At 37.3% G+C, this 21,903-nt stretch carries 17 protein-coding genes; all 17 read right to left on the bottom strand.

Annotated elements, in window-relative coordinates:
* Positions 1-60: 60 nt before the first annotated feature.
* Complete coding sequence (locus tag G4D63_RS12400) at positions 61-1,785, bottom strand: ABC transporter substrate-binding protein (RefSeq protein WP_163179983.1); 1,725 nt, start codon at positions 1,783-1,785, stop codon at positions 61-63.
* 414 nt (positions 1,786-2,199) lie between these two features.
* The gene (locus tag G4D63_RS12395; RefSeq protein ID WP_163179982.1) at positions 2,200-3,576 is read right to left on the bottom strand and encodes a M20/M25/M40 family metallo-hydrolase; all 1,377 of its coding nucleotides are present in this window, start codon (positions 3,574-3,576) and stop codon (positions 2,200-2,202) included.
* Positions 3,577-3,593: 17 nt separating this feature from the next.
* Entirely contained in the window at positions 3,594-5,333 is a 1,740-nt protein-coding gene (locus G4D63_RS12390; protein WP_163179981.1) for a M28 family peptidase, read from the bottom strand.
* Between the two features lie 252 nt (positions 5,334-5,585).
* The gene (locus tag G4D63_RS12385) at positions 5,586-7,340 is read right to left on the bottom strand and encodes a M28 family peptidase (RefSeq protein WP_163179980.1); all 1,755 of its coding nucleotides are present in this window, start codon (positions 7,338-7,340) and stop codon (positions 5,586-5,588) included.
* A gap of 12 nt (positions 7,341-7,352) precedes the next feature.
* Positions 7,353-7,952, bottom strand: coding sequence for a nitroreductase family protein (locus G4D63_RS12380; protein WP_163179979.1), 600 nt, complete (start codon positions 7,950-7,952; stop codon positions 7,353-7,355).
* Positions 7,921-8,496 carry a nitroreductase family protein gene (locus G4D63_RS12375; RefSeq protein ID WP_163179978.1) on the bottom strand — a complete coding sequence of 192 codons (576 nt, stop codon included), beginning with the start codon at positions 8,494-8,496 and terminating at the stop codon, positions 7,921-7,923. Before G4D63_RS12375 ends, G4D63_RS12380 begins: the two co-directional genes overlap by 32 nt.
* Before the next feature lie 152 nt (positions 8,497-8,648).
* Positions 8,649-10,709: a sigma-54 interaction domain-containing protein gene (locus G4D63_RS12370; protein WP_163179977.1), complete on the bottom strand. Its 2,061-nt coding sequence runs from the start codon at positions 10,707-10,709 to the stop codon at positions 8,649-8,651.
* A gap of 138 nt (positions 10,710-10,847) precedes the next feature.
* Complete coding sequence (locus G4D63_RS12365; RefSeq protein ID WP_239585968.1) at positions 10,848-12,608, bottom strand: M28 family peptidase; 1,761 nt, start codon at positions 12,606-12,608, stop codon at positions 10,848-10,850.
* Positions 12,609-12,816: 208 nt separating this feature from the next.
* Positions 12,817-14,577, bottom strand: a complete 1,761-nt coding sequence (locus G4D63_RS12360) for a M28 family metallopeptidase (protein WP_163179976.1) — start codon at positions 14,575-14,577, stop codon at positions 12,817-12,819.
* Positions 14,578-14,823: 246 nt separating this feature from the next.
* On the bottom strand, positions 14,824-16,131 hold the full coding sequence (locus tag G4D63_RS12355) for an amidohydrolase (RefSeq protein WP_163179975.1): 1,308 nt from the start codon (positions 16,129-16,131) through the stop codon (positions 14,824-14,826).
* A 235-nt stretch (positions 16,132-16,366) separates the two neighbouring features.
* The gene (gene proB / locus G4D63_RS12350) at positions 16,367-17,452 is read right to left on the bottom strand and encodes a glutamate 5-kinase (RefSeq protein WP_163179974.1); all 1,086 of its coding nucleotides are present in this window, start codon (positions 17,450-17,452) and stop codon (positions 16,367-16,369) included.
* A gap of 400 nt (positions 17,453-17,852) precedes the next feature.
* Positions 17,853-18,041 (bottom strand): hypothetical protein, encoded by a 189-nt coding sequence (locus tag G4D63_RS12345; protein ID WP_163179973.1) that lies wholly within the window; start codon positions 18,039-18,041, stop codon positions 17,853-17,855.
* A 24-nt stretch (positions 18,042-18,065) separates the two neighbouring features.
* Complete coding sequence (locus tag G4D63_RS12340; RefSeq protein WP_163179972.1) at positions 18,066-18,503, bottom strand: hypothetical protein; 438 nt, start codon at positions 18,501-18,503, stop codon at positions 18,066-18,068.
* Positions 18,504-18,522: 19 nt separating this feature from the next.
* Positions 18,523-19,020, bottom strand: a complete 498-nt coding sequence (locus G4D63_RS12335) for an NUDIX domain-containing protein (protein ID WP_163179971.1) — start codon at positions 19,018-19,020, stop codon at positions 18,523-18,525.
* Between the two features lie 629 nt (positions 19,021-19,649).
* On the bottom strand, positions 19,650-20,795 hold the full coding sequence (locus tag G4D63_RS22085; RefSeq protein ID WP_163179970.1) for a YecA family protein: 1,146 nt from the start codon (positions 20,793-20,795) through the stop codon (positions 19,650-19,652).
* Between the two features lie 134 nt (positions 20,796-20,929).
* On the bottom strand, positions 20,930-21,430 hold the full coding sequence (locus tag G4D63_RS12325; RefSeq protein WP_163179969.1) for an endolytic transglycosylase MltG: 501 nt from the start codon (positions 21,428-21,430) through the stop codon (positions 20,930-20,932).
* Complete coding sequence (locus G4D63_RS12320; RefSeq protein WP_163179968.1) at positions 21,420-21,797, bottom strand: hypothetical protein; 378 nt, start codon at positions 21,795-21,797, stop codon at positions 21,420-21,422. Before G4D63_RS12320 ends, G4D63_RS12325 begins: the two co-directional genes overlap by 11 nt.
* Positions 21,798-21,903: the final 106 nt, after the last annotated feature.

Raw genomic sequence — 21,903 nt, 5'->3', positions numbered from 1 at the left:
CCTCCCTTCTCTTTCATATTGGGAAGTGCCGACCAAATGTCGGCACTCACTATTATTGGTTTACTTACTAATTTGCTCAGTATTACCTTCTGGGTATAATAACTTTCCATTCTTATCCCACTCGTATCCAGCCTCAGCAAGTATCTTTTTAGCTTCTTCTACCCCACCAGACGGATAATTCAAATCAGGATTTTTCCAGAAGTCAAGAGCAGAAGAAATAATGGAATCAGATGGTTCTGCAAAACCCTTCCAGATGGCACCAACTAATAAATCACGATCAATAATTGCCGCAATCGCTCTTCTAAAGGCAACATCATCAAAAGGTGCTCTTCGTAGGTTTGGAGCAAAGAATCTGAATCCTAAGTCTGTTGAGGAAACCATTGTTAAGCTTGGTGTTTCATTAACCTTTTGTTGTAATAATTGGGCATCTCCTAAATAAGTAGCTAAGAAATTGATCTCACCGTTTTGAATCATTCCAAGTGACGCTTCCATATTAGGTACAATTCGAACAATCCAACGATCAATCTTCGGTGCAGCAAAATGCCCTTTATCTGCTTCTAATACTAATTCCTCAGAGAATTTCCAATTCGAGAACTTAAATGGACCTGAACCGATTGGCACCTCTTCTTGGTAGCTCTCAGCATTTTCAGGCTTTGTCTTTAAATCTTCAATGATTGGTTCCCAAACATGCTTAGGAATCAAGTTGATTTTTGCAAGACTAGCCGTTTCGAATGCTGCATATGGAGCTTTTAATGTAAAAGTTAACGTTAAATCATCGATTACATCAATTTTTTCTATATTCTCTACGAATGGCTTATACATGGGCACTTCATCTGTTAACGGAACTTCAAAAGAATATTGAACATCCTCTGCCGTCACAGGTTTTCCATCATGCCACTTCATTCCTTCGTGAAGTGTTACCTTTACCTCTGTGTCTGTTACCCATTCAACCTTTTCTGCTGCCCATGGTTTTGGAAGTCCATCCTCACCCATTCTCATTAAACGGTCCCAAACTAATTCTGTAACCCAAGAATCTACAGAACCACTGATATAAAGGGGATTAACAGCCTGAATATTATCATTACTATTTAATATAAAATCCTTCTGTTCTCCTTTGGGGGTCGCATGAATGTAAGTCCAGAAGTTCTTAATCCCTAATCCTGCCATTTCTTTAATTGAGCTTTCTTCAAAAACCTTATTATTGTAAACGTAGTTTAATGTGGCATTAACATTAAAGAAATAAGGAACATCGTTAGCTATTATTTCTTGAGCCTCATAAACAAGCTGCTTACGGGTTTCTTTATCGATTTCGACACGTTGCTTTTCTGCGATACTATCGTATTCAGGATTGTTGTATCCAACAAAGTTATATCCATCTGCAATATTCTTTGAATGGAACAAATTATAAATAAACTCATCGGGATCTAGTCGTTCCGGTCGTGCAGCCATTTGCCAACCTGTAATATCCCATTGATCTCGGTCGTACCAGACAATATCAGACATTTGTTCCCATGGCATAACATCTAGTTCTGCTGACAACCCGAGCTGTTGCATACCTTCTAGTATGAGGTTCGCTGTTTCGAATTCATCTGGAGAAGAAGCCTGCGGTCTTGTTAAAATCTCGAGTGTTCTGATAACCCGCTCAGGATCATCAATCTCAGATACTACTGGATCTTCACCTTCTTCTGTCACGGTTTCTTGCTTAGCTCCGCCTAAACAGCCAGCTAGTAAACTCATCAGCAACATAATAATGACTAACACGTTGATTGTCTTAAAGCTTTTCATGTCATTACCCTCCCTTTTGAATGAACACTTAAAATAGAAGCAATGAATCCTTTTAACTGAGAATTCCGACTTTTCTATTTACCTTTATTTAAAGCAAGGTTCGTGCCAACTTTTAATTGTCCTATATATGATTGTTTCAGGAGTTTCACTTGGAGTTTTTAGGGTTTAATAGGTTTAGGTATTGGGGTGTGTGGAGAAGGTTAGGTAGCCTATAGGGGCTCTCGTCCTTATGTTTTGTTAATAATGAATACAATTAATTGTTAATCAAACTTAATATGGAGCAGTTTACGTTAGTTTGTAGATGATTTCTTACTTGCAACCGGATCCATATGTCATTACAAAAGAGCACCAAAAAGGTGCACTCCCTCCCTGAAGAAGGAATGCACCGCACTAAGTTATGAAAAATCTTATAAGTTATTTACTGATTTTCATCTGCTCTTTAGAATATGCACCAAGGCACTCGATTACATGACAAGTACATTTAATGCCATTGTAGAAGTTTTCTAGATTTAAGTTTTCATTCGGTGAATGATTTTGTTCATCAAAGTTGGCATAAGGAACCACAACTGATGGAACATTTAAGATTTTTGTCCAAACATAATCTGGTAAACTACCTCCAAGACTAGGTTGAACGATAGGTTCCTGGTTGTAGCTTTTTTCAACCGCTTGTTCTATTACCTTCACTAACCTATTGCCATATGGAGTTCTGGATGGTTCCATCGAGCCTAAAAACTTTACTTCTACTCCAGGTGCATGTATTTTTACATGTGCCGCAACTTTATCAAATATATCTTTTGGATTTTGGTCTAGTACAAGCCGAAAATCAACTTTCACTTTTGCCTCAGAGGGGATGATTGTTTTGGAGCCTTCTCCTCCGTATCCACTTACAAAACCTTGGATGTTAAAGGTCGGTTCTAATGTAAGCTTTCGGTAGTACGTTTCGCCATCCATATTGAGCTTGTCATACCCAATTTCCTTACCAATCTTCTGATTGTCATATGGTAGTTTTTTTAATAGATCTAGTTCAGCCTGCGTTGCTGGTAAGATATCATCATAAAAACCTTCTATGGTTACTCTTTGGTCTTGATCACGCATCGTAGCAAGAAGTTCAACTAGTGTCCATGCAGGGTTAGGTACAATGTTACCTTTGTTACCAGAGTGATTATCCCATTCTGCTTCCTTAACGGCTAACTCCACACATAACACACCACGAACACCTAACAGAACTAATGGCTCACCTCCAACAGGCATAGGCCCATCGGCTGTATAGACTAGATCAGTCTTCAATAATTCTTTATGATTCTCAACAAACACAGGAAGACTAACACTCGTACTCTCTTCTTCTCCTTCAAAAACAAATTTCACATTAATCGGAAGTTCACCACATACATCTAGCATCGTCTTAATTGCTAATAAATGAGTGATTAATTGTCCTTTATTATCGCCCACGCCTCTACAGTAAATTTTACCGTTTCGAATCGTCGGTTCAAATGGCGGAGACAACCATTGATGTAATGGATCAACGGGCTGTACATCATAATGGCCATAAAACAAGATAGTGAGGTTACTAGGGTCAGTCATAATTTCTCCGTAAATAATCGGCTGCCCTTCTGTTTTGAATATCTGAGTAGATACACCGATGTCTTCCATCATTCCTTTTAATAAATCTGCGCATTCTACTACTCCATCATTTTGTGAGCTGATACTTTTCTGCCGTAATAGGGTAAATAACATTTCTAAGTATTCATCTTTTCTTTCTTCTACTAATGATAAGACGCGCTGAAAATCCATGTTAGTTAACCTCCGTATTAGGTATTTACTACTTCTCTTGCTTGAAGAAACGACCAAATGATCCGGTTACTGCCTCTCCTTAAATGAGTCTGTAACACATGATAATAATGTGAATCCTTATCAATACCTTGAAGTTCAACAACAGGTGCGATGTCAGGTAAAGGACTAATTGCTTGAGCTGGATCATGTCTAAACTTCCCCACTCTAGTATAATTGATAGGAACAAGAATACGTGCTAATATTACTATTTTTTCATTAAATTCTGTAAATTCATTTGCTAGTGAAGCCCTTTGATAAAAAAGCTGAAGATCCTCTTGAAGTCTGGTTGCTTCATCTAACATCTCAGAGAAGTCAAAATCCGTTCCAGCAAATCCTTGATATTGTTTTATTGTTTCAATAAATTCTGTAACCGTATCGGTAAATTTAAATGGAAGAAGCTTCGCATTAACTACCCGAGTTACGGCAGCTAAATACATGGTGATATCCTTTTTAAGAATATCTATATCTGCTATTTCCATCACATCATCTTCAGTGTGCCAAGCAATGTTTCCTCCGCAGCCACCCACTGGATAATACCCTTTTTCATCAGCTAATTCTTCAGGCATGGAAGATGAAAGCATTAAAAACGATGTAATCCCAATGTTATCAAAAGAGTAATCACCTGAGCGCAGTGGTCGAACTCCTTTTGCTTCCTCACCAATGGATTCCTTAATGGTTTCTACACAAAACTCGTTTGCCTCGCTCATCCATTCTAAATATTGATAAGAGGTGGCCCATCGACAGCCGGGTGAATCACAATTTACCTGGGCAATGCAATTCTTTTCCAATGAGATCCCAAATTGATCAGCGAACCAAGTTGATCCTGCGTATCTACCGGTTGAATGCCCTGGCCATAATGCGATCCGAACACTTCTCCTAAGCTGATTCCTATGATTATGAAGAAGTCTTGCCATTTCTAGCAATGCCGCATCACCTGTCGCATTGTCTCCTATACCAACACTCCAGGAATCTACATGACCATGTAATAAAAGGTATTTTTCAGGTTCTTCTGTACCTTGAATCATAATATCGATTAGTGGGCATTCGATCCAGCCCTTATCAAGCTGTGTTCGAAACTGTAAGTTAACCTGCTGATCTTTTAATAGAGTTTGCAAGTGTTTACCATCCTCTTGGTTAATCGCTAGGACAGGAATCTTCGGCTCGTTATTCATATTGTCAAGATCTGGTGCTCCCCATATCGGTGTACAAATGCCATCATGAATATTGTGACCAGGACTGATAAATATGGCTCCGATTGCACCAAGCTCTGTAAAATAAGGCAACTTACCTGGCATAGGAAATCCTTCTGTTAAGACGATTTTACCGGATAAATCCTGCTCAATTTGGTTCGTTTTAATAACTCCAAAAATATCGTTCATTGATTTAGCTTGATGAGTGGGTACGTAGACAATCTCCCCACTCTTCAACTCTGAACCGGTAGATACAGAAAACGAAGGTGTCTTAGCCTTGATTACACCTTCATGAGGTGCAAGTAGCTTTATTTCTGCCTGTTTAGGAATGCTAATATAAAGCTTTGGTTTATGTAGCGTGTAGGGTATTTTCCACTCTTCTAATTGATTCTGTAAAAATCGGAAAGCTATTCGTTCATCCTCACTTCCTGATTCCCTTACTAACGTGCTGAACCTGTTTAGCACAGATTTTAGATTTTCAGTAGAAATCTCATCAGACAATTGTTTTTCTAATTGATTTATTACCATTGTCTAGCTCCTTTCGAAACATTTGTCATCAATATATTTTTTGTGAGAAAAAGGTAAATCGTTGATAAATGCCTATTTTTCGTTGATAAAATTAATAATTCCGTTGATTTACCTTAAGGTTTAGTTGATTAAATTTAATTTTCGGCGATAACCCTTACTTTTTGATTGAAAACGAAACTAAAATGAGTAAATCAATCCGTTTTTTTCAGAATCTACATTTTATTCGAACTTTCCTTCAAGAATAATAAAGTTTCAATTAGAGAGTAACTTTCTAGCATTACGTAATGTCCATAATACTCTATTCGAACCCCGTTTCAGGTGGGTTAATGTGACGTTATACCGATGAGAATTCTGATCTAGCTCTTTAAGCTCTAATGCTGCTGAAAGATCAGGAATCGGTGGTATATCTAAGGCGGGGTCGTGGCGGAATTCACCTTGACGGGAATAGTTTATTTTTATCAATTGGCGTGACAGCTGCAATAGTTTTGAGTTGGCAATCTGCACTTTTTCACTTCTAATGGTTTGATCTTTAAGAACCTCAATATCTTGATAAAGATCTAGTAATGCCGATCGTAAATGTTCAGCTTCATGAATCTCCTTGTAAAGTGAGATATGACCTTTTGAAGCTGCTTGATAGGCTTCTAAAGTCCCCAAGATTTCATCTAGTGTTTTAACATAATTGAATGGATAAACAGTTGAATTAACGGCTCGAATAATTGAAGTGATATACACCTTAATATCATTTCTTAGAATTTTATAGTCGGCAATTACTAATTCGTCTTCTTCACTATGCCACTGTATGTTTCCGCCACAACCCCCAACTGGATAGTAGCCCTTTTCTTTCACCAATTCATCTGGCATCGTAGAAGATAGCATGAAGAACGACGTAATTCCGATATTATTGAAAGAATAATCACCCGCACGGTGTGGTCTTGAACCCTTAGCAGGAAGATCTACAGCATCCCTAATCGCAGATACACAAAACTCATCGACTTCACTCATCCAGTTCATAGATTCATAGGAAGTGGCCCATCGACATCCAGGGGAATCACAATTAACCTGAGCAAAACAGTTTTCATCCAGATCTAATCCAAACTCGTCCGCAAACCAAGTGGAACCAGCGTATCTACCGGTTGAATGACCTGGCCAGATGGCAATACGAATACTTCGTTTCATCATATTCCGGTTTTTGTAAAAAAGTCTTGTCATTTCCATTAATGCAGCAGCACCAGTAGCATTATCTCCAATTCCAACATGCCATGAATCTAAGTGACCGTGGAGGAGCAAATATTTATCAGGTTCTTCTGATCCTTCAATAAAAATATCGAGCAGTGGACAAGTAAACCAGCCTTTATCAAGCTCTGTTTGAATCTCTAAGACTACCTTCTTATTACAAGTTAATTCTTTAAAATATTCACCATCAGTATAGGAGATTGCAAGAACTGGAATCTGTGGTTCTTCATCTATACTATCGAGATCAGGAGAACCCCAAATCGCAGAGCACGTTCCTTCATGAATATATTCTCCAGGACTTATAAATACAGCACCGACTGCACCCGCATCACCGAATTCTTTAACCTTACCTGAAACCGGGTAGCCATCCATTAAAACAATCTTGCCTTTTATATGACCTAAATCATGCTTAGCCATTGGATCATATTTATCATTGAGATTAACATCTGATTGTAAATAAACAAGTTCACCTTTACGACTTGTTTCTCCTGTTGAATATGAGGCTGAAGGAGATTTTGCCTTAAACTGTTTCATTTCGGGCTCGTGCATGACAATTGATGCACTTCTTGGAACACTTAAATAAAGCTTAGGTTCATGAACCTTATAAGGGACCTCCCACTTCTTTAAGAAGCTTTCCAAATACAGTGATGCTAATTTTTCATCCTCACTACCAGATTCTCTAACAAGTCCACTAAATTTTGCGAGAACACAAGCAGCCGTGTTCATTTCTATTTCTGCTATCAACGTTTCCTCGAGATCTTTTGTATCATTCATCATACCTCTCCTCTACTCTTTAAAATAAGGCTGATTGTACACACCATCATGCGTAAGCCACTTTAAATCCATTCTATATTTTCTAGTTGTTGTTCCTTTCGGGAAACCAATTGGAACCATTCCAATTGGTTTAACATATGAAGGAATATTTAAGTACTCTTTTAATTTTTGTTCGTCAAATCCACCGACCCAGCAACCTGCTAACCCTAAGCTAGTTGCAGCCAGCAATATATTTTCAGTGGCCGCGGCAACGTCAATGGGGGCCCATTCCTTCCCGTCCACCCCGTACCTGGCACAGGTTCTTTTTAAGTTGGCGCAGACAACTATGATTAATCCAGCATACGCAATCCATGTTTGATAATTTTCTCCTTTTGAAAAGTATCCAAAATAAGTGCATTTAACCAATTCATGTTTTTGGTTTTCTTTTTTAATAATAATGAATTCCCATGGTTGCATATTGCCACTCGAAGGAGCAGAGATGGCTGTTTCTAATAATCTCTTAATATAAGTTTCAGGAATTTCCTTCTGTTTAAAGGAGCGAACACTCGCTCGTCTTTCAATCACATCAAAAAATAACTGTTCATTTTCCCTGCTCATCATAGCAACCTCCATGTAAAATCTCCCTAACACTAAACCTAGGGGGGATTTCCAGGATAACATCACTGTAGCCTGCTGTTACAATAGCGTGGGGTTCAACATACCATGGTAAATCCAAGTTTTCTTTTAATTGCTTCTGATCAAATTCTCTTACAACTGATGTGCTCAAGCCATTAAAGGTTGCGAGAACTCGGAAGTTTTGTAAAGCGGAGAATAGATCTTGTATTGAAAAAACTTCTCCTTCATCACCCAATCTAGCTAGTGCTCTTCTCTTCTCTATACAAGCAACCATGACAAATGGTGCTTGCTGAATCCATTGCTGTGCACCAAAACTTCCCTTCGTTAAGAAAGGATCAAGACTAGCATGGACAGCCTTTTGCTTTTCTATAGGATTGTTTAAAACAATAAGTTCCCATGGTTGAATATTTGCAAGGGAAGGCCCTAATGAAAATGCTTTTAATAGTTGGTCCATTATTTCTTTCTTTATTACTTTATCTTCGTAATCTCTAACATTTACAACCTGATTCATAATCTGTAATAACCTTAGTTCTAAATCCAATTGCATCACTCCTTTATATCCCTAATAAACAACAAGCAAAATATATGCCAAAACTAGAAAACATCTCATGTACTATTAAATATGGCTTTATTGGGCTCAGTTTCTATTACTTTACATAAAACTAGGTTCAAATAGGGTTAACCTACTTGAACCTAGTTCAGGGAGTTTACTTTAAACATGGAATGTTTGATTAAGTTAAGAACAGATATACCATAATCAGTGATTTTGCTACCTTGACCCTTATTTCCTGAATGAATTAACTCTAAGTTTTTTAGAATCTCCATTCTACGTCTTACCTGCTGCTCTGACAAATGGCATTCATAGTGTTGGGTAAATTCAACTATTTTACCTCTACCAATATTTATTCTTTGTTGTTTAGCTTCATATAGACATTTTAAAATATAATAAAACTCTTCTATTTCCCCTTCTAATTTTAGTTTTGAAATCAGGTCGGTGCGATCTACTTTATTAGCATCTTTAGTTTGTTTGAATTGCTCTGGCAAATCATTGACGGTAATGGTTTTGCCTTCCATAACAATCGTCATATATTGGATGACACTTAAAAGCTCACGAATATTGCCAGGCCATTTATAGTTTAGTAGTATTTTCATCACCTCGTCATCAATTTGAGGAACGGAAGATGAATAATCCTTTAGGAATGTGTGAATGAGAACTGGGATGTCTTCTGCTCGTTCTCTCAATGAAGGTATTCGTAATGGTAAGACAAAGAGTCTATAGTATAAATCTTCACGGAACTTTCCCTCTTCTACTAAGCGTTTTAAATCCTTATTCGTCGCGGCTATTACTCTGACATTGACAGGTATAATCCCGCGTCCCCCAACTCGCATAACCTGTTGTTCCTGTAACACCCGAAGTAATAAAATTTGGAGGTTTAATGAAGCGTCTCCTATTTCATCCAAAAAGATTGTCCCATTATGGGCCATCTCAAATAAACCTTGTTTCCCACCCCGATTTCCCCCTGTAAAAGTACCTTCCTCATATCCAAATAGCTCACTCTCGGCTAGGGATTCAGGTAGTCCTGCAAAATTAACTGGAATAAACGGGCCATTTTTTCTAATGGATAGATTATGAATCGAATGAGCAAACAACTCTTTTCCTGTTCCATTCTCACCAAGAATTAACACAGTTCTGTCTGTTTTTCCGATTTTGTCCATAATCCGAATGGTTTCTTTTATTTTCTTGCTGTTTCCAATGATATCCTCTGTGCTATATCGCGAAGAGAAGCCCTTCTTTTGAATTTGCTTCCTGATGTCCTGTTCTAGATGTTGAATACGTGTTACGTCCTGAAAGGCAGTAACATCTCCAATGTTTTGATCATCCTTAATAATAGAGGTTTTGTTCACAACTAACTTTTTTTCATTCACAGAAATCAATTTATTACTCTGTGTTAATTCTTCATTTGTATTTTGTAACACAAGCTTTGGGAAAATATGATCGATTTTCTTTCCAATCATATCTAATTCAGTTATATTAACTCCTAATATTTTGTTAGCAGCCTTGTTTATTTTTATGATATTCCTCTCACCATCTGTAGCAATAATTCCATCGTGAACCGTATTTAAAATTGCGTCTAGTTCATGATTTAGCTTATTTACATCATTCAATAAACCTGTGAGACTTCTGGTTAAATGAATAATTTCTTTAATGTATTTAGCTGAAAAGAGATGTGCCTCGTCCAAATTGATATGTAATCGACTACCAATTTCAATTAAAGTAGATAGATCAAGAGGACGAACGTGTATATCTATAATCTGTTGGATTCCTTCTGGCACTATTTCCGTAGCTTTAGGGATAATGGCAACTTTAGTCTTTTTATAAGAGTCGATTCCTGGATAATAAGGATAAAATCTTAGATTTAGCCCAAGATTTTCTAGAAAACGTATAGAATCATAAGTAGAATCAGGGATATTATTTACCACTAAACATTCTGTATTAGGTGGAAGAGCAACAAGTTTTTCCACTATACCTGGATCAATAGCTCTTCTTGCAATGATTACTTGGCCTGAGGGATAATTCTTTTCGTATTTTAGTTGACTGGAAGATACTAGTATTAAATCAATATCTTCACCTTTATTAAGATCTTCCTCTTTAACTATCATAATTTTTTCTTTATAAAAATCTTTAATTTGGTCCTGAAACATTTCAAATGTCCGATGATCATGTGTCACTAATAACAGCTTAGGTATCGACAAAAAAGTTTCCCTCCCATCAAGATTTTATTGTTCCGGTAAATATCTTGGGTACCCAAAGAAAGATAGTAGGACCATTAATGAATGAAGAAATAGAAGTGCCAGTTTTAGAAGAACTGACACTTCTACTATTTTATAAATCTATAATAATTCTCTTGCTTGCTGTAATGCCCATACAACACGGTTTTGTCCACGCATTAAGTGAGTTTTGAGTACCTTATATTCGTGAGTACCTTCTTTTAATTGCGCAAAGTTTACTGCAGGTGCAATATCAGGAAGTGGTGGGACATTTAGTGCTGAATCATGACGGAATTTACCTTTTCTCGTAAAGTTAATGGTTACAAGAATTCTAGCTAACTTTTCAATGATAGTATTAACCTTTTTCACTTGTGGATGAGTCATTGGTAGGTCTTTCATTTCTTTAATTTCTTGGTAAAAAGAGACTAAATCCTCTCGTAAAGCTTTCACTTCATTAAGTGCAGGGGTAAAGTCAAAATTAGATCCTGCCTGTTCTTGATAAGATTTTATAGTAGCCTCAAATTCATTAGCTGTATTCACAAAATTAAATGGGTGAATGGGTGCATTAACAGCACGTAGAATTGCCGTAACATAAATTTTGATATCTTTTTCTAAGATTGACAGATCAGCAACATGCATAAGATCTTCCTCTGTATGCCACTCAATGTTTGCGCCGCAACCGCCCACTGGATAATAGCCTTTCTCTTTTAAAAGCTCTTCTGGCATGCTAGAAGAAAGCATAAAGAAAGAGGTGATCCCGATATTATTAAATGAATAATCGCCGGCGCGAAGTGGTCTTGTTCCCTTTGAAGGTTGACCTACTGCATCAGTTATAACATCTTTACAAAACTCATCTGCCTCACTCATCCACATCATATATTCATAGGATGTCGCATCTACACAACCTGGCGAATCACAGTTTACTTGAGCGACACAATTCTTATCTAAATCTAAGCCAAATTGATCAACAAACCAAGTAGAACCACCATAACGGCCAGTAGAATGCCCCGTCCAGACGGCAATTCGAACACTCCGTTTTAAATGATTGCGGTGTTTATGGAGGATTCTTGCCATTTCTAGTAAAGTCGCGTCTCCTGTAGCATTATCACCAATGCCTTCATGCCAGGAATCTAAGTGACCATGAAGCAATACATATTTCTCAGGCTCTTCTGTCCCCTCAATGAAAATATCAATAATAGGGCATTCCATCCAATCCTTTTCGAGGAATGTTTTAAATTCAATTTCTACTTTTCCACTTTGAGATAATACCTTTAACTCTTCACCATCTGATTTATTGATGGCTAAGACGGGAATTTTAGGTTCATCGTTTATATTATCTAGATCTGGTGCACCCCAAATGGTTGTACATATTCCTTCATGAATGTTTTTACCAGGGCTAATAAACATCATCGCCGTTACACCCATTTCGGTAAATTCCTGTACCTTACCTGGCATTGGGAAGCCTTCTGTTAATACAATCTTCCCATTAAGATCTCCAACATTGTCTTCTACTTTTGTTCCAAAAATGTCATTAATTCCTTTTGCATATCCCGTTGAAATATATACAAGCTCCCCGTTTAATGCTTGGTCTCCCGTTGCGATTGAAAAGGAAGGTGTTTTTACACGATATTCTTTTTCTACTGGACTAGTAACCTTTAAGTATGCTCGCTTTGGAACACTAAGATATAATTCAGGACGATGTACTTTATAAGGTACTCCCCATTCCTCAAGATAGCTAGCCAAAAAATCTGCGGCTATTCGTTCATCTTCACTACCTGATTCACGTATTAACGTACTAAATCTTTCAAGAACTGCTTTTGGGACATCCAAACTAATCTCATCTAATAATAGTTTTTCAATTTCATTATTCATGACTGTTGGCATTTTATTTCCCCTCTCTTATGTAGATCTCAGTTTATTAATAAGCAAGTATCGTGCCAGGACGTTTTGTTTCTTGATTGGTGGATATAACTTCGATCGGCTTTAGCATTAAAAGGAATTTAGGGTGTTTAGGTTGGTGTTTAGGTTATTGTGAGTGGAGTGCTAGCACTCCAACCTTATCTACTACTGAATTAAATCTCGCCTAACCTTTTTAACTACTAAGCTTATCTAATACATCCTCTACCGTAAGAATAGCTTGTTTTAGCATGTAGTTTACTTTATTAGTTTGACGAAATAATTTGGTTTTTAACATATAGTATTCTTCATCACCCTCTTGGCAAGATGCGAGCTTCTCGATATCTGCTAGAGCGGGAATAATAAATTGTTTCATAGCAGGGTCGTGATGAAATAGATCTCCTTGGACATAATTTAACGGAACTAATATCCTAGATAACTTGAGTAGGCCTAGGTTTACTAGCGTTATACATTCATCTGAGAGGGACATTACCGTTGCATCTTGTAATTTTGAAGTAAGATTTTTTAACTCTTCAATTCTTTTAACTGAAACGCTTAGATCTAACTTATTGATTGAAATCTTTTGATAGTTTAATAAAGCTTCCCTTAACTCATCAACAGCTGCTAATTGGTTAATGGGGATCACATCATCAGTACAAGCTTTAGCCACCACGGCAGCATAAATCTTACAATCTCTTTCAAGGTTGTCTGGATCAATTTTATCAATCGTATCTTCCGTTGTATGCCACCACCAGCCAAAGCCACCTGCACGCCCTCCACCAAATAACTGGGCAAACGCTTCTGTAGCAGGCGTATTAGTTAACTCTTGCTCTGAAAGCCCCATAAACAGCGATGGGATTCCAGCGCCTAAGAAGGATTGATCACCAGCACGACCAAAACGGGTACCATAAAAGGTCTGTCCGGTAAACTCTTCAACGATTCTACCGCCAAGCTCCTTTGTTTCTGCCATACAATTAGCTTCACTTAATACAACCGCATCCTTGGCACCAACGGAATCAACATTAATATGAAGAACACAGTGATCATGTAGATCCTCCCAGTTGGCATCACAGTATAAGGTGGAGCCAGCGTAACGTCCATGAGAGTGTCCAGACCAAAAGGCAAAACGAAGGCTTCTTCTTAAATCAGTTTTATAGTGTGACAGGATTCTAGCAATCTCAATCATCGTTGCATTTGCAGAACCATTATCCATTGCCCCGTAATGCCATGAATCAATATGACCACTAAACAATACATAGTGTTCGGAGTCAGTGCTTCCCTTAATCTCTGCTGTGAGTGTCGGGATTTTTCTCCAACCTGTATCAACCTCTGTTTTAATCCATGCATGAAGGTTACTACTACTACCTTTTTGTAGGTTTTTCTTGATCATAAGTCCATCATGATAGTTTACTGAAACAACAGGAATATTCGGTAATAATGAGATTGTTTCTGGGGTTGGGTTTCCCCATACAGGTGAAACAATCATTTCGTGAGTGTATTCTGCGTTAATGAAAATAGCAGCAATTGCTCCGAAATCCTGTGCCTTTTTTACAGCACCTGGCACAGCGAGTCCATCTAATATAACGACCTTGTTATCTATATGTAAATTCTCATAGTCTTCATCTGTCCCTTTTCCAACATACATAATTTCCCCTTGAAGTCCATCTTTTGGAGTACTTGCAGCCATTGAGTGTGTAATACAGGATACTGGTTGACTATTCACTTTTAAAGAGGCACTAATTGGCAGGCTTATATAGGCATCATTATGCTGTAAATTAGTAGATACTCCAAAACTCTCCAATGTCTCTTTTACATAGCGAAATGCTCTTAGCTCCTCAGATGTTCCGGACAAGCGGACTTCACTTGATACCTTGCTTGTATACTCCATAAGATTTTCTTTACTTACCATCTCTACAATCTTTTGAAGTGATTCAGCGATTCCATTTACCTTTACCATTTCATTGCCTCCTCTTAAAAATTTGATGATGTAATAACCAAGATAATTAAGTTACTTTTAGACAATTATAAAAATACAGATAATTAAATTCTTTACAAAAAAACCAAAGGATTACATTATTCCTTTGGTGCATTTCTAAGTGAATCTACTGCTGACCACTATATAGCTAGTTATAATTTTATTTTACCACTCGATAAGGGTTGGTGAATACTTAATTTTCAGATAAATAAGGACCTACCCTTTGTTTCAATCTCTATTTGCTATTTCTAAAATGATTCTTGCTAGTGCATCTACGGCCGTTGCTAATACTTTTTCATCAAAATCAAAGCTTGGATGATGATGACCTGCTGGAAGTGGAGACGCGAATACTAGATACGTAGAAAGCCCTCCCATTTTCTGCACATGCTCAAGCATAAATGTGACATCTTCAGAGGCACCAAGTGGTAGAACTGGTATCACATTTGTGATTCGTTCACTATTGCTACAAGCCGATTCAATCATGTTGATCCAATCTTGATTACACTCAGCGCTAGGAGCAAACCCAACTATTTCGATCTCCTCTTTTACGTCATAAAGAATTGGAGTTGTTTTCAGTATGCGTAGGGCTTCTTCCCTCATATAATCACTTAATGCGGTTGTCTCTCCACGAGTTTCGATTTCCAGTCTCGCATAATCAGCAATAATATTACGACCTGTCCCAGCTTCAAGTTTTCCAACATTTACACGGGTTGCACCATCTGCATGACGGGTTATTCCGTTTAAATGAAGACTAGCCGAAGATGCAGCTAACAAAGCATTTCTTCCCTCGTTTGGTTCAAGACCAGCATGTGCAGATTTCCCTTTATAAACCACATTATATTTAGTACTAGCAAGGAATTTAGTTGTTGTTGCTGCAATATTTCCTACCGGCAGAGAATGAATACCAATATGGCCGCTTAAAAAATAATCGACATCATCCAACCAGCCTTTTTCAACCATCGGCTTTGCACCTCTTCCACCCTCTTCAGCTGGCTGAAATAAAAGTGTAAAACGTCCAGATAACAAGTCCTTAAATTGATCAAGAAACATAGCGACACCAATACCAATTACCGCATGTCCATCATGACCACATGAATGCATGACTCCCTCTCTTTTTGACTGAAAACCTTCTTTGTATGGAAAGTGTTGTTGATCACTAGCTTCAAAAATTGGGAGCGCATCGATGTCAAACCGCATTGCGATATGTTTTCCTGGTTTACCAGTATCAAGTTGTGCAACAAGACCAGTATGACCGCCTATCATTTTCTGCATCCATTCCTCTGGAACACCCATATCACGAGCTCTATTTTCATTTTCCTTTAGGTATGCCTCTGAGGGCATGCCTAATCGCGAATGACCAACAAGTGAATCCTTGCCAATAGATAGTGTAAAACCTAATTTTTCTAATTCACTTCCAACCTTATAAGTTGTGACATATTCAGTGAACCCTAGTTCTGGATATTCATGAAGTTCTCTTCTTTTTTTTATTAAATCTATTTCTATTGTCTCGATAAAAGAATGTAATGTTGTTTTCAATTAAAAATAGCCTCCTCCTAATTTTATGCTGCCTAATACTCTTGTTATAAATTTCGATAAAGTACTCCCGTATCCCTCTGTGGAAATGAAGGAATATAATCACTCCAAGGTAAGTAGCACTCCATCCAATCCCTAGTATAATTTCTATAATCTAATTTGTCTTAAACAAGTGCGTAACTACCTGCTAAGCAGCATAACCTTTTATGAAATTTTACTCAGAACAATTCATCTTAAATTAGATTTTGACCCATTTATCTCGGTGGATGATTTCTCCAAATTTTTTTCTATCTATTCCACGGTTTGCTATGGAGACCTTTATTTCCTCAGAAGAACATGAAACTTCTCCTTTACCTAACATAGAACCTGAACCAAATACCTCTACCACATCACCCTTTTGAAAGTTCCCTTCAACACCGTACACACCTGCAGATAAAAGACTCTTACCATTAAACAACAGTGCATCCTCAGCTCCCGGGTCAATAAAAATTCTTCCGGCCACTTCCGAATGAAAGGCAATCCACTGACGCTTAGTATTTATTGAATAAAGCTGTTGACTTACTATATAGGTTCCATCACCATTTCCAGCTAGTATGGTCGACAATTTTAAGGGACCGATTCCCTGTCCAACAAAGCTTGGTACCCCTAAAGTTAAAGCTGTTTTAGCGGCAAGGATTTTGGACCTCATTCCACCAGTGCCAACTTTGGAACCCGATCCTTCTGCGGCTATCAATATTTCTTCTTTAATGTCATCAAGGTGATCCCAACGTTTAGCGAAAGGATTGGTTCTTGGATTACAATCATATATTCCATTAATATCTGTTAAGATGATAAGCTCATCTGCATGGACAAGCCCACTTACGAGTGCTGAAAGCATATCATTGTCTCCGAAAGTTAGCTCCTCAACCGACACCGTGTCATTCTCGTTTATAATTGGTAAAATCCCTCTATCTAAAAGTTCAACTAATGTAGAATAGGCATTTTGGTACCGAACTCGGTTAGAAAAGTCTGAACGGGTCAAGAGAACTTGCGCAGGAAGTATTCCGAATAAATTAAGCTGCTCGTAATAATTGCGCATTAATAGTCCTTGCCCCACTGCGGCTGCTGCTTGTTTACCTTTTAGTGTAGTGGGTCTAGTTGGGTATCCTAATCCTCTAAACCCAGCAGCGACGGCTCCGGATGAAACCAATAAAACCTCATGACCTTCATTACGAAGTGTAGCAATCGCAGAGACATGATCTTCTAATTTCTTTTGATCAATTTCTCCACCATCATTTGTTAAGGAACTACTTCCTATTTTCACAACAATCCGCTTTTTCCCCATCCTACAACCCTCTCCTTTTTCTAAACTAAAAAAGCCCAATCATCCTATCAATAAGGACGAAAGGGCACTGCTTCCGTGGTACCACCAAATTTGGATGTCATATACATCCCACTCTTGCCTGGTAACGTCAGGAATACCGACTATGTTTTCATAGGACTCAAAAGGTAGGTTCTGCGGTTAAATTGTGGCGAAATCTTTCAGCTGGTAAACTTCGCTCTCTGTCACAACTAGGGCCGCATACTAATCCTTTATCAACGTTCTAAAGTTTGATTTTTCAAAATTTTATGATATAAAATTTCAATAGTCAAGGATTTTTTATTCCATAACAATATGTTGTTTTTCTTATTAATCTTTTTGAAAACCTATCAAACTCGTTTTATTACTCTACTTTAATAGCTTTCTACTGACCAATTGAAGATGTAACGGCGATACTCCAGACAATCAGTAGAAATGAGAAAGTCAGCCAGAAAGTGTTTTTAGCAGTAGGTTGATCCTTCTTTATCTTCTTAATAATCTCAACAAGATTTATACAAAAAATGATTGCCAATATCGGTGTTACGTATAAGGAAATAAAATAAAATATAATCAATAAAATGTTCTCCCCTTCCATAACTTATGATTGTTTAGATTTATATACAATAATCCCAAGGAAAAGAATCACGATCATAATGAGAATCCAAGTATAAACACTGAATAAGATATTTGTTATATGAAATGGCGCATCATGCACATAAACTGCTTTTACATAATAGTTCGGTTTTGTTTCCACAGCAATAGCTTCGCTTATGGACACTTCAGCAATTTTATAATAAAGTGTTCCGATCTCGTAAAAATTGGAGGCATTTCCGTGATAATCTCCACTATACTCATCTGCTTTGGTTTCTACTTTTCCAATCAAATCTCCAATCTCTTCTTGTGAGAGGGTTTCTTCCTCCTTTACTTCATATACCTTGCCGTTATGTACAACAAACCCATAGGCCCATTCTAAGGCACTAGTTGAGGAAGTAGTTAAAAAGAAACATGCCAACAATAGGAAAATCATTCTTCTCATTTTTTTACTCCTCTAAGGGTTATTTTAAGATCAATTGACCATTTGTTTTATAGAGTGCTAAATCATCTAATACCTCTTTGTGAAAAGACGTCCAAAATTCATTAGTTCCATTAGGGAGATGCGACTTACTAAAAAAACTGGCAGAGATTGTTTCGTTTGTATTTTGCTTTACCGTACCTTCCCATTTGTTTACCCAAAATAGGAGTTCAAATAATTGATACTCATCATTAAATTCATTCTTCGTGCCGTATTTTGGATGAGTATAACATGCAATTACATTGGCAGTTATAACATCTAGTCCGGTTTCCTCTTTCACTTCTCTACATAAGCATTCATATATGGATTCTCCTAATTCGATAGAACCTGCGGGCATACCCCATTTTTCTTTCTCAAATCGTTTAACGAACAAGACCTTTCCGCTTTCATTCTCAATAATAGCCCTAACGGAAGGAACAATTAACTTCTGGGACCCTGCAACTCCTCTTAGTTTTCCAATGTATGAATCTTCCCATTTCAATTTGAATCCCTCGCTATTATTTTTAGAATTTTCTTTATGGAACCAAAAATGTATCTGTTTATTTAGGTTTTCAACATAAAAGCTTATACTCCTTTATTTTGTATGTTGTTTTACAAATGAACTAGTAACTTCGGAAAGATTAGGTGCTTTACTAATACTAGTTAGTCATGAAATAGCAAAAGATTGATTAACATAAAATAATTATATATAATTGACATATATTAAAAGAGATTAGGTGCTGTAACACCTGATCTAACAACTACAACCGCTTTAGGCGGTTAACCAAAGAGTAAGATGTACCTAAAAAGAAGTAACTGTCTTTTTCTCCTGGTAGAGGTGAGACGGTTACTTCTTTTTATTTGTGACGAACAGCATAACGACTATGGTAATAATCCCTAGCAAGACTAAATTAGATTGTAGAGAAATTGTTAATGCTTCATAAATCGTCATTTTTCCACCTCCCTTCTGTCGGGAAGTGGTTAACAGTCTACCTGCATGTATGTAGTTGTAATTCTATCATACCATATTTAAACTATTTAACAGAACAAACATTCGTACTATTTCTTATATAAGTATGTTGAGGATATAGGTAAAAAAGGTAGAGGTATCCCCTACCTCTATTACCCCTATCACCCACAGCATTTTTTATATTTCTTTCCACTTTCACAAGGACACGGGTCATTTCGCCCCACTTTGTTTTCCACTTTTATTGGAAGTTTAGTCTCTTCGCTCTCTTGATCATCCATCTCGCCATATAGTGCTAGGTGTTTCCAATCATCCAGTTGAGGATGGTCCTCACCGACGATCTTATAGAATCCATACACAACCTGCTCTATATCAACAAGGCTTGAATGGTATTCATGTTTCATGTGTCCAGAAATCTCAGGTAGTGCTTTAGTTGACAGTTGATGACATAATGCTTCGATCAGCAAATCCTGAGAAGCAATTTCTTCTGTCTCTTGATAGGCGCCTCTTAAAGCCTCCACCGCATAGTCTGTCTTAATAGCAGCAGCAACGGATGAAGCAAGAATCACAGTATCTTCATCTAATAGATATGGTGCTACTTCCTTTATAACCTTATCGGATTGAAACTGAATGAGTGCATTTGCTACATATTCTAATAACGTATCCTCATCTCGTGATAAAAGCTTTGTAATGACAGGGATAAATGCTTCGAACTTATACAACCCAATCATATATATGGTAAAAATCCCTTCAAAGGAAACCCAGTCTTCATTAAGCTCACGATTGAGTATAGACGAAATTTCTGTTTCTGTAATCCACTCTTTCTCAACAATCTTTTCCGCAAGCATCTTAGCATTAAAAAGCAAGTTTGTTTTATAAGGATTTTCATTTTCTAGCAACTTCAGTGTATTTCTATACTCTGTTAATACATGATCCTTTTCACCGTTTTGCAGTAAACTATATAGAGTAAACATGTCTTCAGACAGGTACTTACTTAGGTCATTTTTATAGGTAAAAGCAAGCTGTGGTTTGATATTTTCTAAGAGTCGTAGTGCTATGTGTCTACTGCTCTTGTCCATGGTTGAAATTATTTCTAATAATACCAATAAACCTTCTTCATTAATCACTTGATTTTCAATATAAATCAAAATAGAAGATTGCTTCTCTTTATTTCGGAGTGCTTCCTTCAGTAGCTCAACAGTCCACTCTTCTGGTACGTTTGGGTACTCATTTAAAGCATGTAGTACTGTTTCTTGTACTAATATGTCATCTGATACTAAATGGGGTCTTATTTTTTCAAGAAATGTCATATAGCTAATGTTCCTTTCAAGCTTAGATGAATTAATTTAGAGATAAATGATTACTCTTAAGATCCTCGTAGATCAATAATTATATTTTACTATATAGTAAAAAGACATCCTAGTCTCAGGATGTCTTAATGGTGCTATTTAAATACAATTGAAATTACTTGATCTACAGTCATATCACTACTAATTTCATACGTACCTGGACGTAATCTGTTAGAAACTCCTCGTTTCTCTACTTCCTGAACAAAAGACATGGCGCTATCGGTAATGCCCACCGTAACAAGTACTTTACCTACATCAAAACTTGTCATTCCAGATGCAACATTCAAGATCGTTAGAGAAGCAACAGCTTCTTGTTCAGCACCTGTATTAGAAGTATCTGTAGATGATTCTGTTACTTCAGGGTCTTCTTCCTCTACCTCAGCAGCCTCTACAATCGCAAGTTGTTCTTCCCACTCTTGCTCAGTTAAGATCACGTAACCCGCTGTTGTTAACGACTCTTTAATCTCTGCCTCTGAAGGCGATTCAATCGTTGGAACGGATGAAACCTGATTTGGCTCCAGAAAATAAATAGAACCGCAAATAACAGTGGCAACTAAAAGTCCAGCTGCAAAGCTACTCTTTTGATTAGTGTTCATTAGCGACTTTACTCCTTTCATTACCAGCAGTTATGTAAGGAGCAAGTAACTGTTGGAGTTCATCCTCGTTAACTTGAATTTTCGTAGCAATGCTCTCCATTGAGTAACCGCGCTTATACAAGTCTAGCAATTCACGTAAAAGCTGACGTTCCTGAGGTGTAATTCCTACTTCAGAAGCGGTAATTTCAGCATCTATCTCAATATTTTTTACTTGATTTTGGAGTTTGTTTATTTCCTCCATCATACCTAAATACATCGTATCTAATTTTCGTTGCTCAGATTTAGCTACATGTCGATTTTGCATAAAAGAAAAAATGAGCAACAATGCTGCTGTCCCAACTAATAAACCTAACGCCCATTCCATCATCAGATAATCCTCCTACAATCATTGTTCAAGCTCTAATTATACAAACAATAGAACGAAAATTGGGCGAAAATGAGGAAAACCCTTCTTTAGTCAGGTACATTGGGAA

It is taken from the genome of Bacillus mesophilus, from assembly GCF_011008845.1.
Taxonomy (GTDB): domain Bacteria; phylum Bacillota; class Bacilli; order Bacillales; family SA4; genus Bacillus_BS; species Bacillus_BS mesophilus.
Note: the sequence above shows the minus strand (reverse complement) of the source record. Positions and strands in the feature narration are given on the sequence as shown.

What these genes read in the sequence shown, in the direction of transcription:
- G4D63_RS12400 (WP_163179983.1), bottom strand. Translation starts at nt 1,785, where the DNA reads ATGAAAAGCTTTAAGACAATCAACGTGTTAGTCATTATTATGTTGCTG.
- G4D63_RS12395 (WP_163179982.1), bottom strand. Translation starts at nt 3,576, where the DNA reads ATGGATTTTCAGCGCGTCTTATCATTAGTAGAAGAAAGAAAAGATGAA.
- G4D63_RS12390 (WP_163179981.1), bottom strand. Translation starts at nt 5,333, where the DNA reads ATGGTAATAAATCAATTAGAAAAACAATTGTCTGATGAGATTTCTACT.
- G4D63_RS12385 (WP_163179980.1), bottom strand. Translation starts at nt 7,340, where the DNA reads ATGAATGATACAAAAGATCTCGAGGAAACGTTGATAGCAGAAATAGAA.
- G4D63_RS12380 (WP_163179979.1), bottom strand. Translation starts at nt 7,952, where the DNA reads ATGGAGGTTGCTATGATGAGCAGGGAAAATGAACAGTTATTTTTTGAT.
- G4D63_RS12365 (WP_239585968.1), bottom strand. Translation starts at nt 12,608, where the DNA reads ATGCCAACAGTCATGAATAATGAAATTGAAAAACTATTATTAGATGAG.
- G4D63_RS12360 (WP_163179976.1), bottom strand. Translation starts at nt 14,577, where the DNA reads ATGGTAAAGGTAAATGGAATCGCTGAATCACTTCAAAAGATTGTAGAG.
- proB (WP_163179974.1), bottom strand. Translation starts at nt 17,452, where the DNA reads ATGGGGAAAAAGCGGATTGTTGTGAAAATAGGAAGTAGTTCCTTAACA.
- G4D63_RS12340 (WP_163179972.1), bottom strand. Translation starts at nt 18,503, where the DNA reads ATGAGAAGAATGATTTTCCTATTGTTGGCATGTTTCTTTTTAACTACT.
- G4D63_RS22085 (WP_163179970.1), bottom strand. Translation starts at nt 20,795, where the DNA reads ATGACATTTCTTGAAAAAATAAGACCCCATTTAGTATCAGATGACATA.
- G4D63_RS12325 (WP_163179969.1), bottom strand. Translation starts at nt 21,430, where the DNA reads ATGAACACTAATCAAAAGAGTAGCTTTGCAGCTGGACTTTTAGTTGCC.
- G4D63_RS12320 (WP_163179968.1), bottom strand. Translation starts at nt 21,797, where the DNA reads ATGATGGAATGGGCGTTAGGTTTATTAGTTGGGACAGCAGCATTGTTG.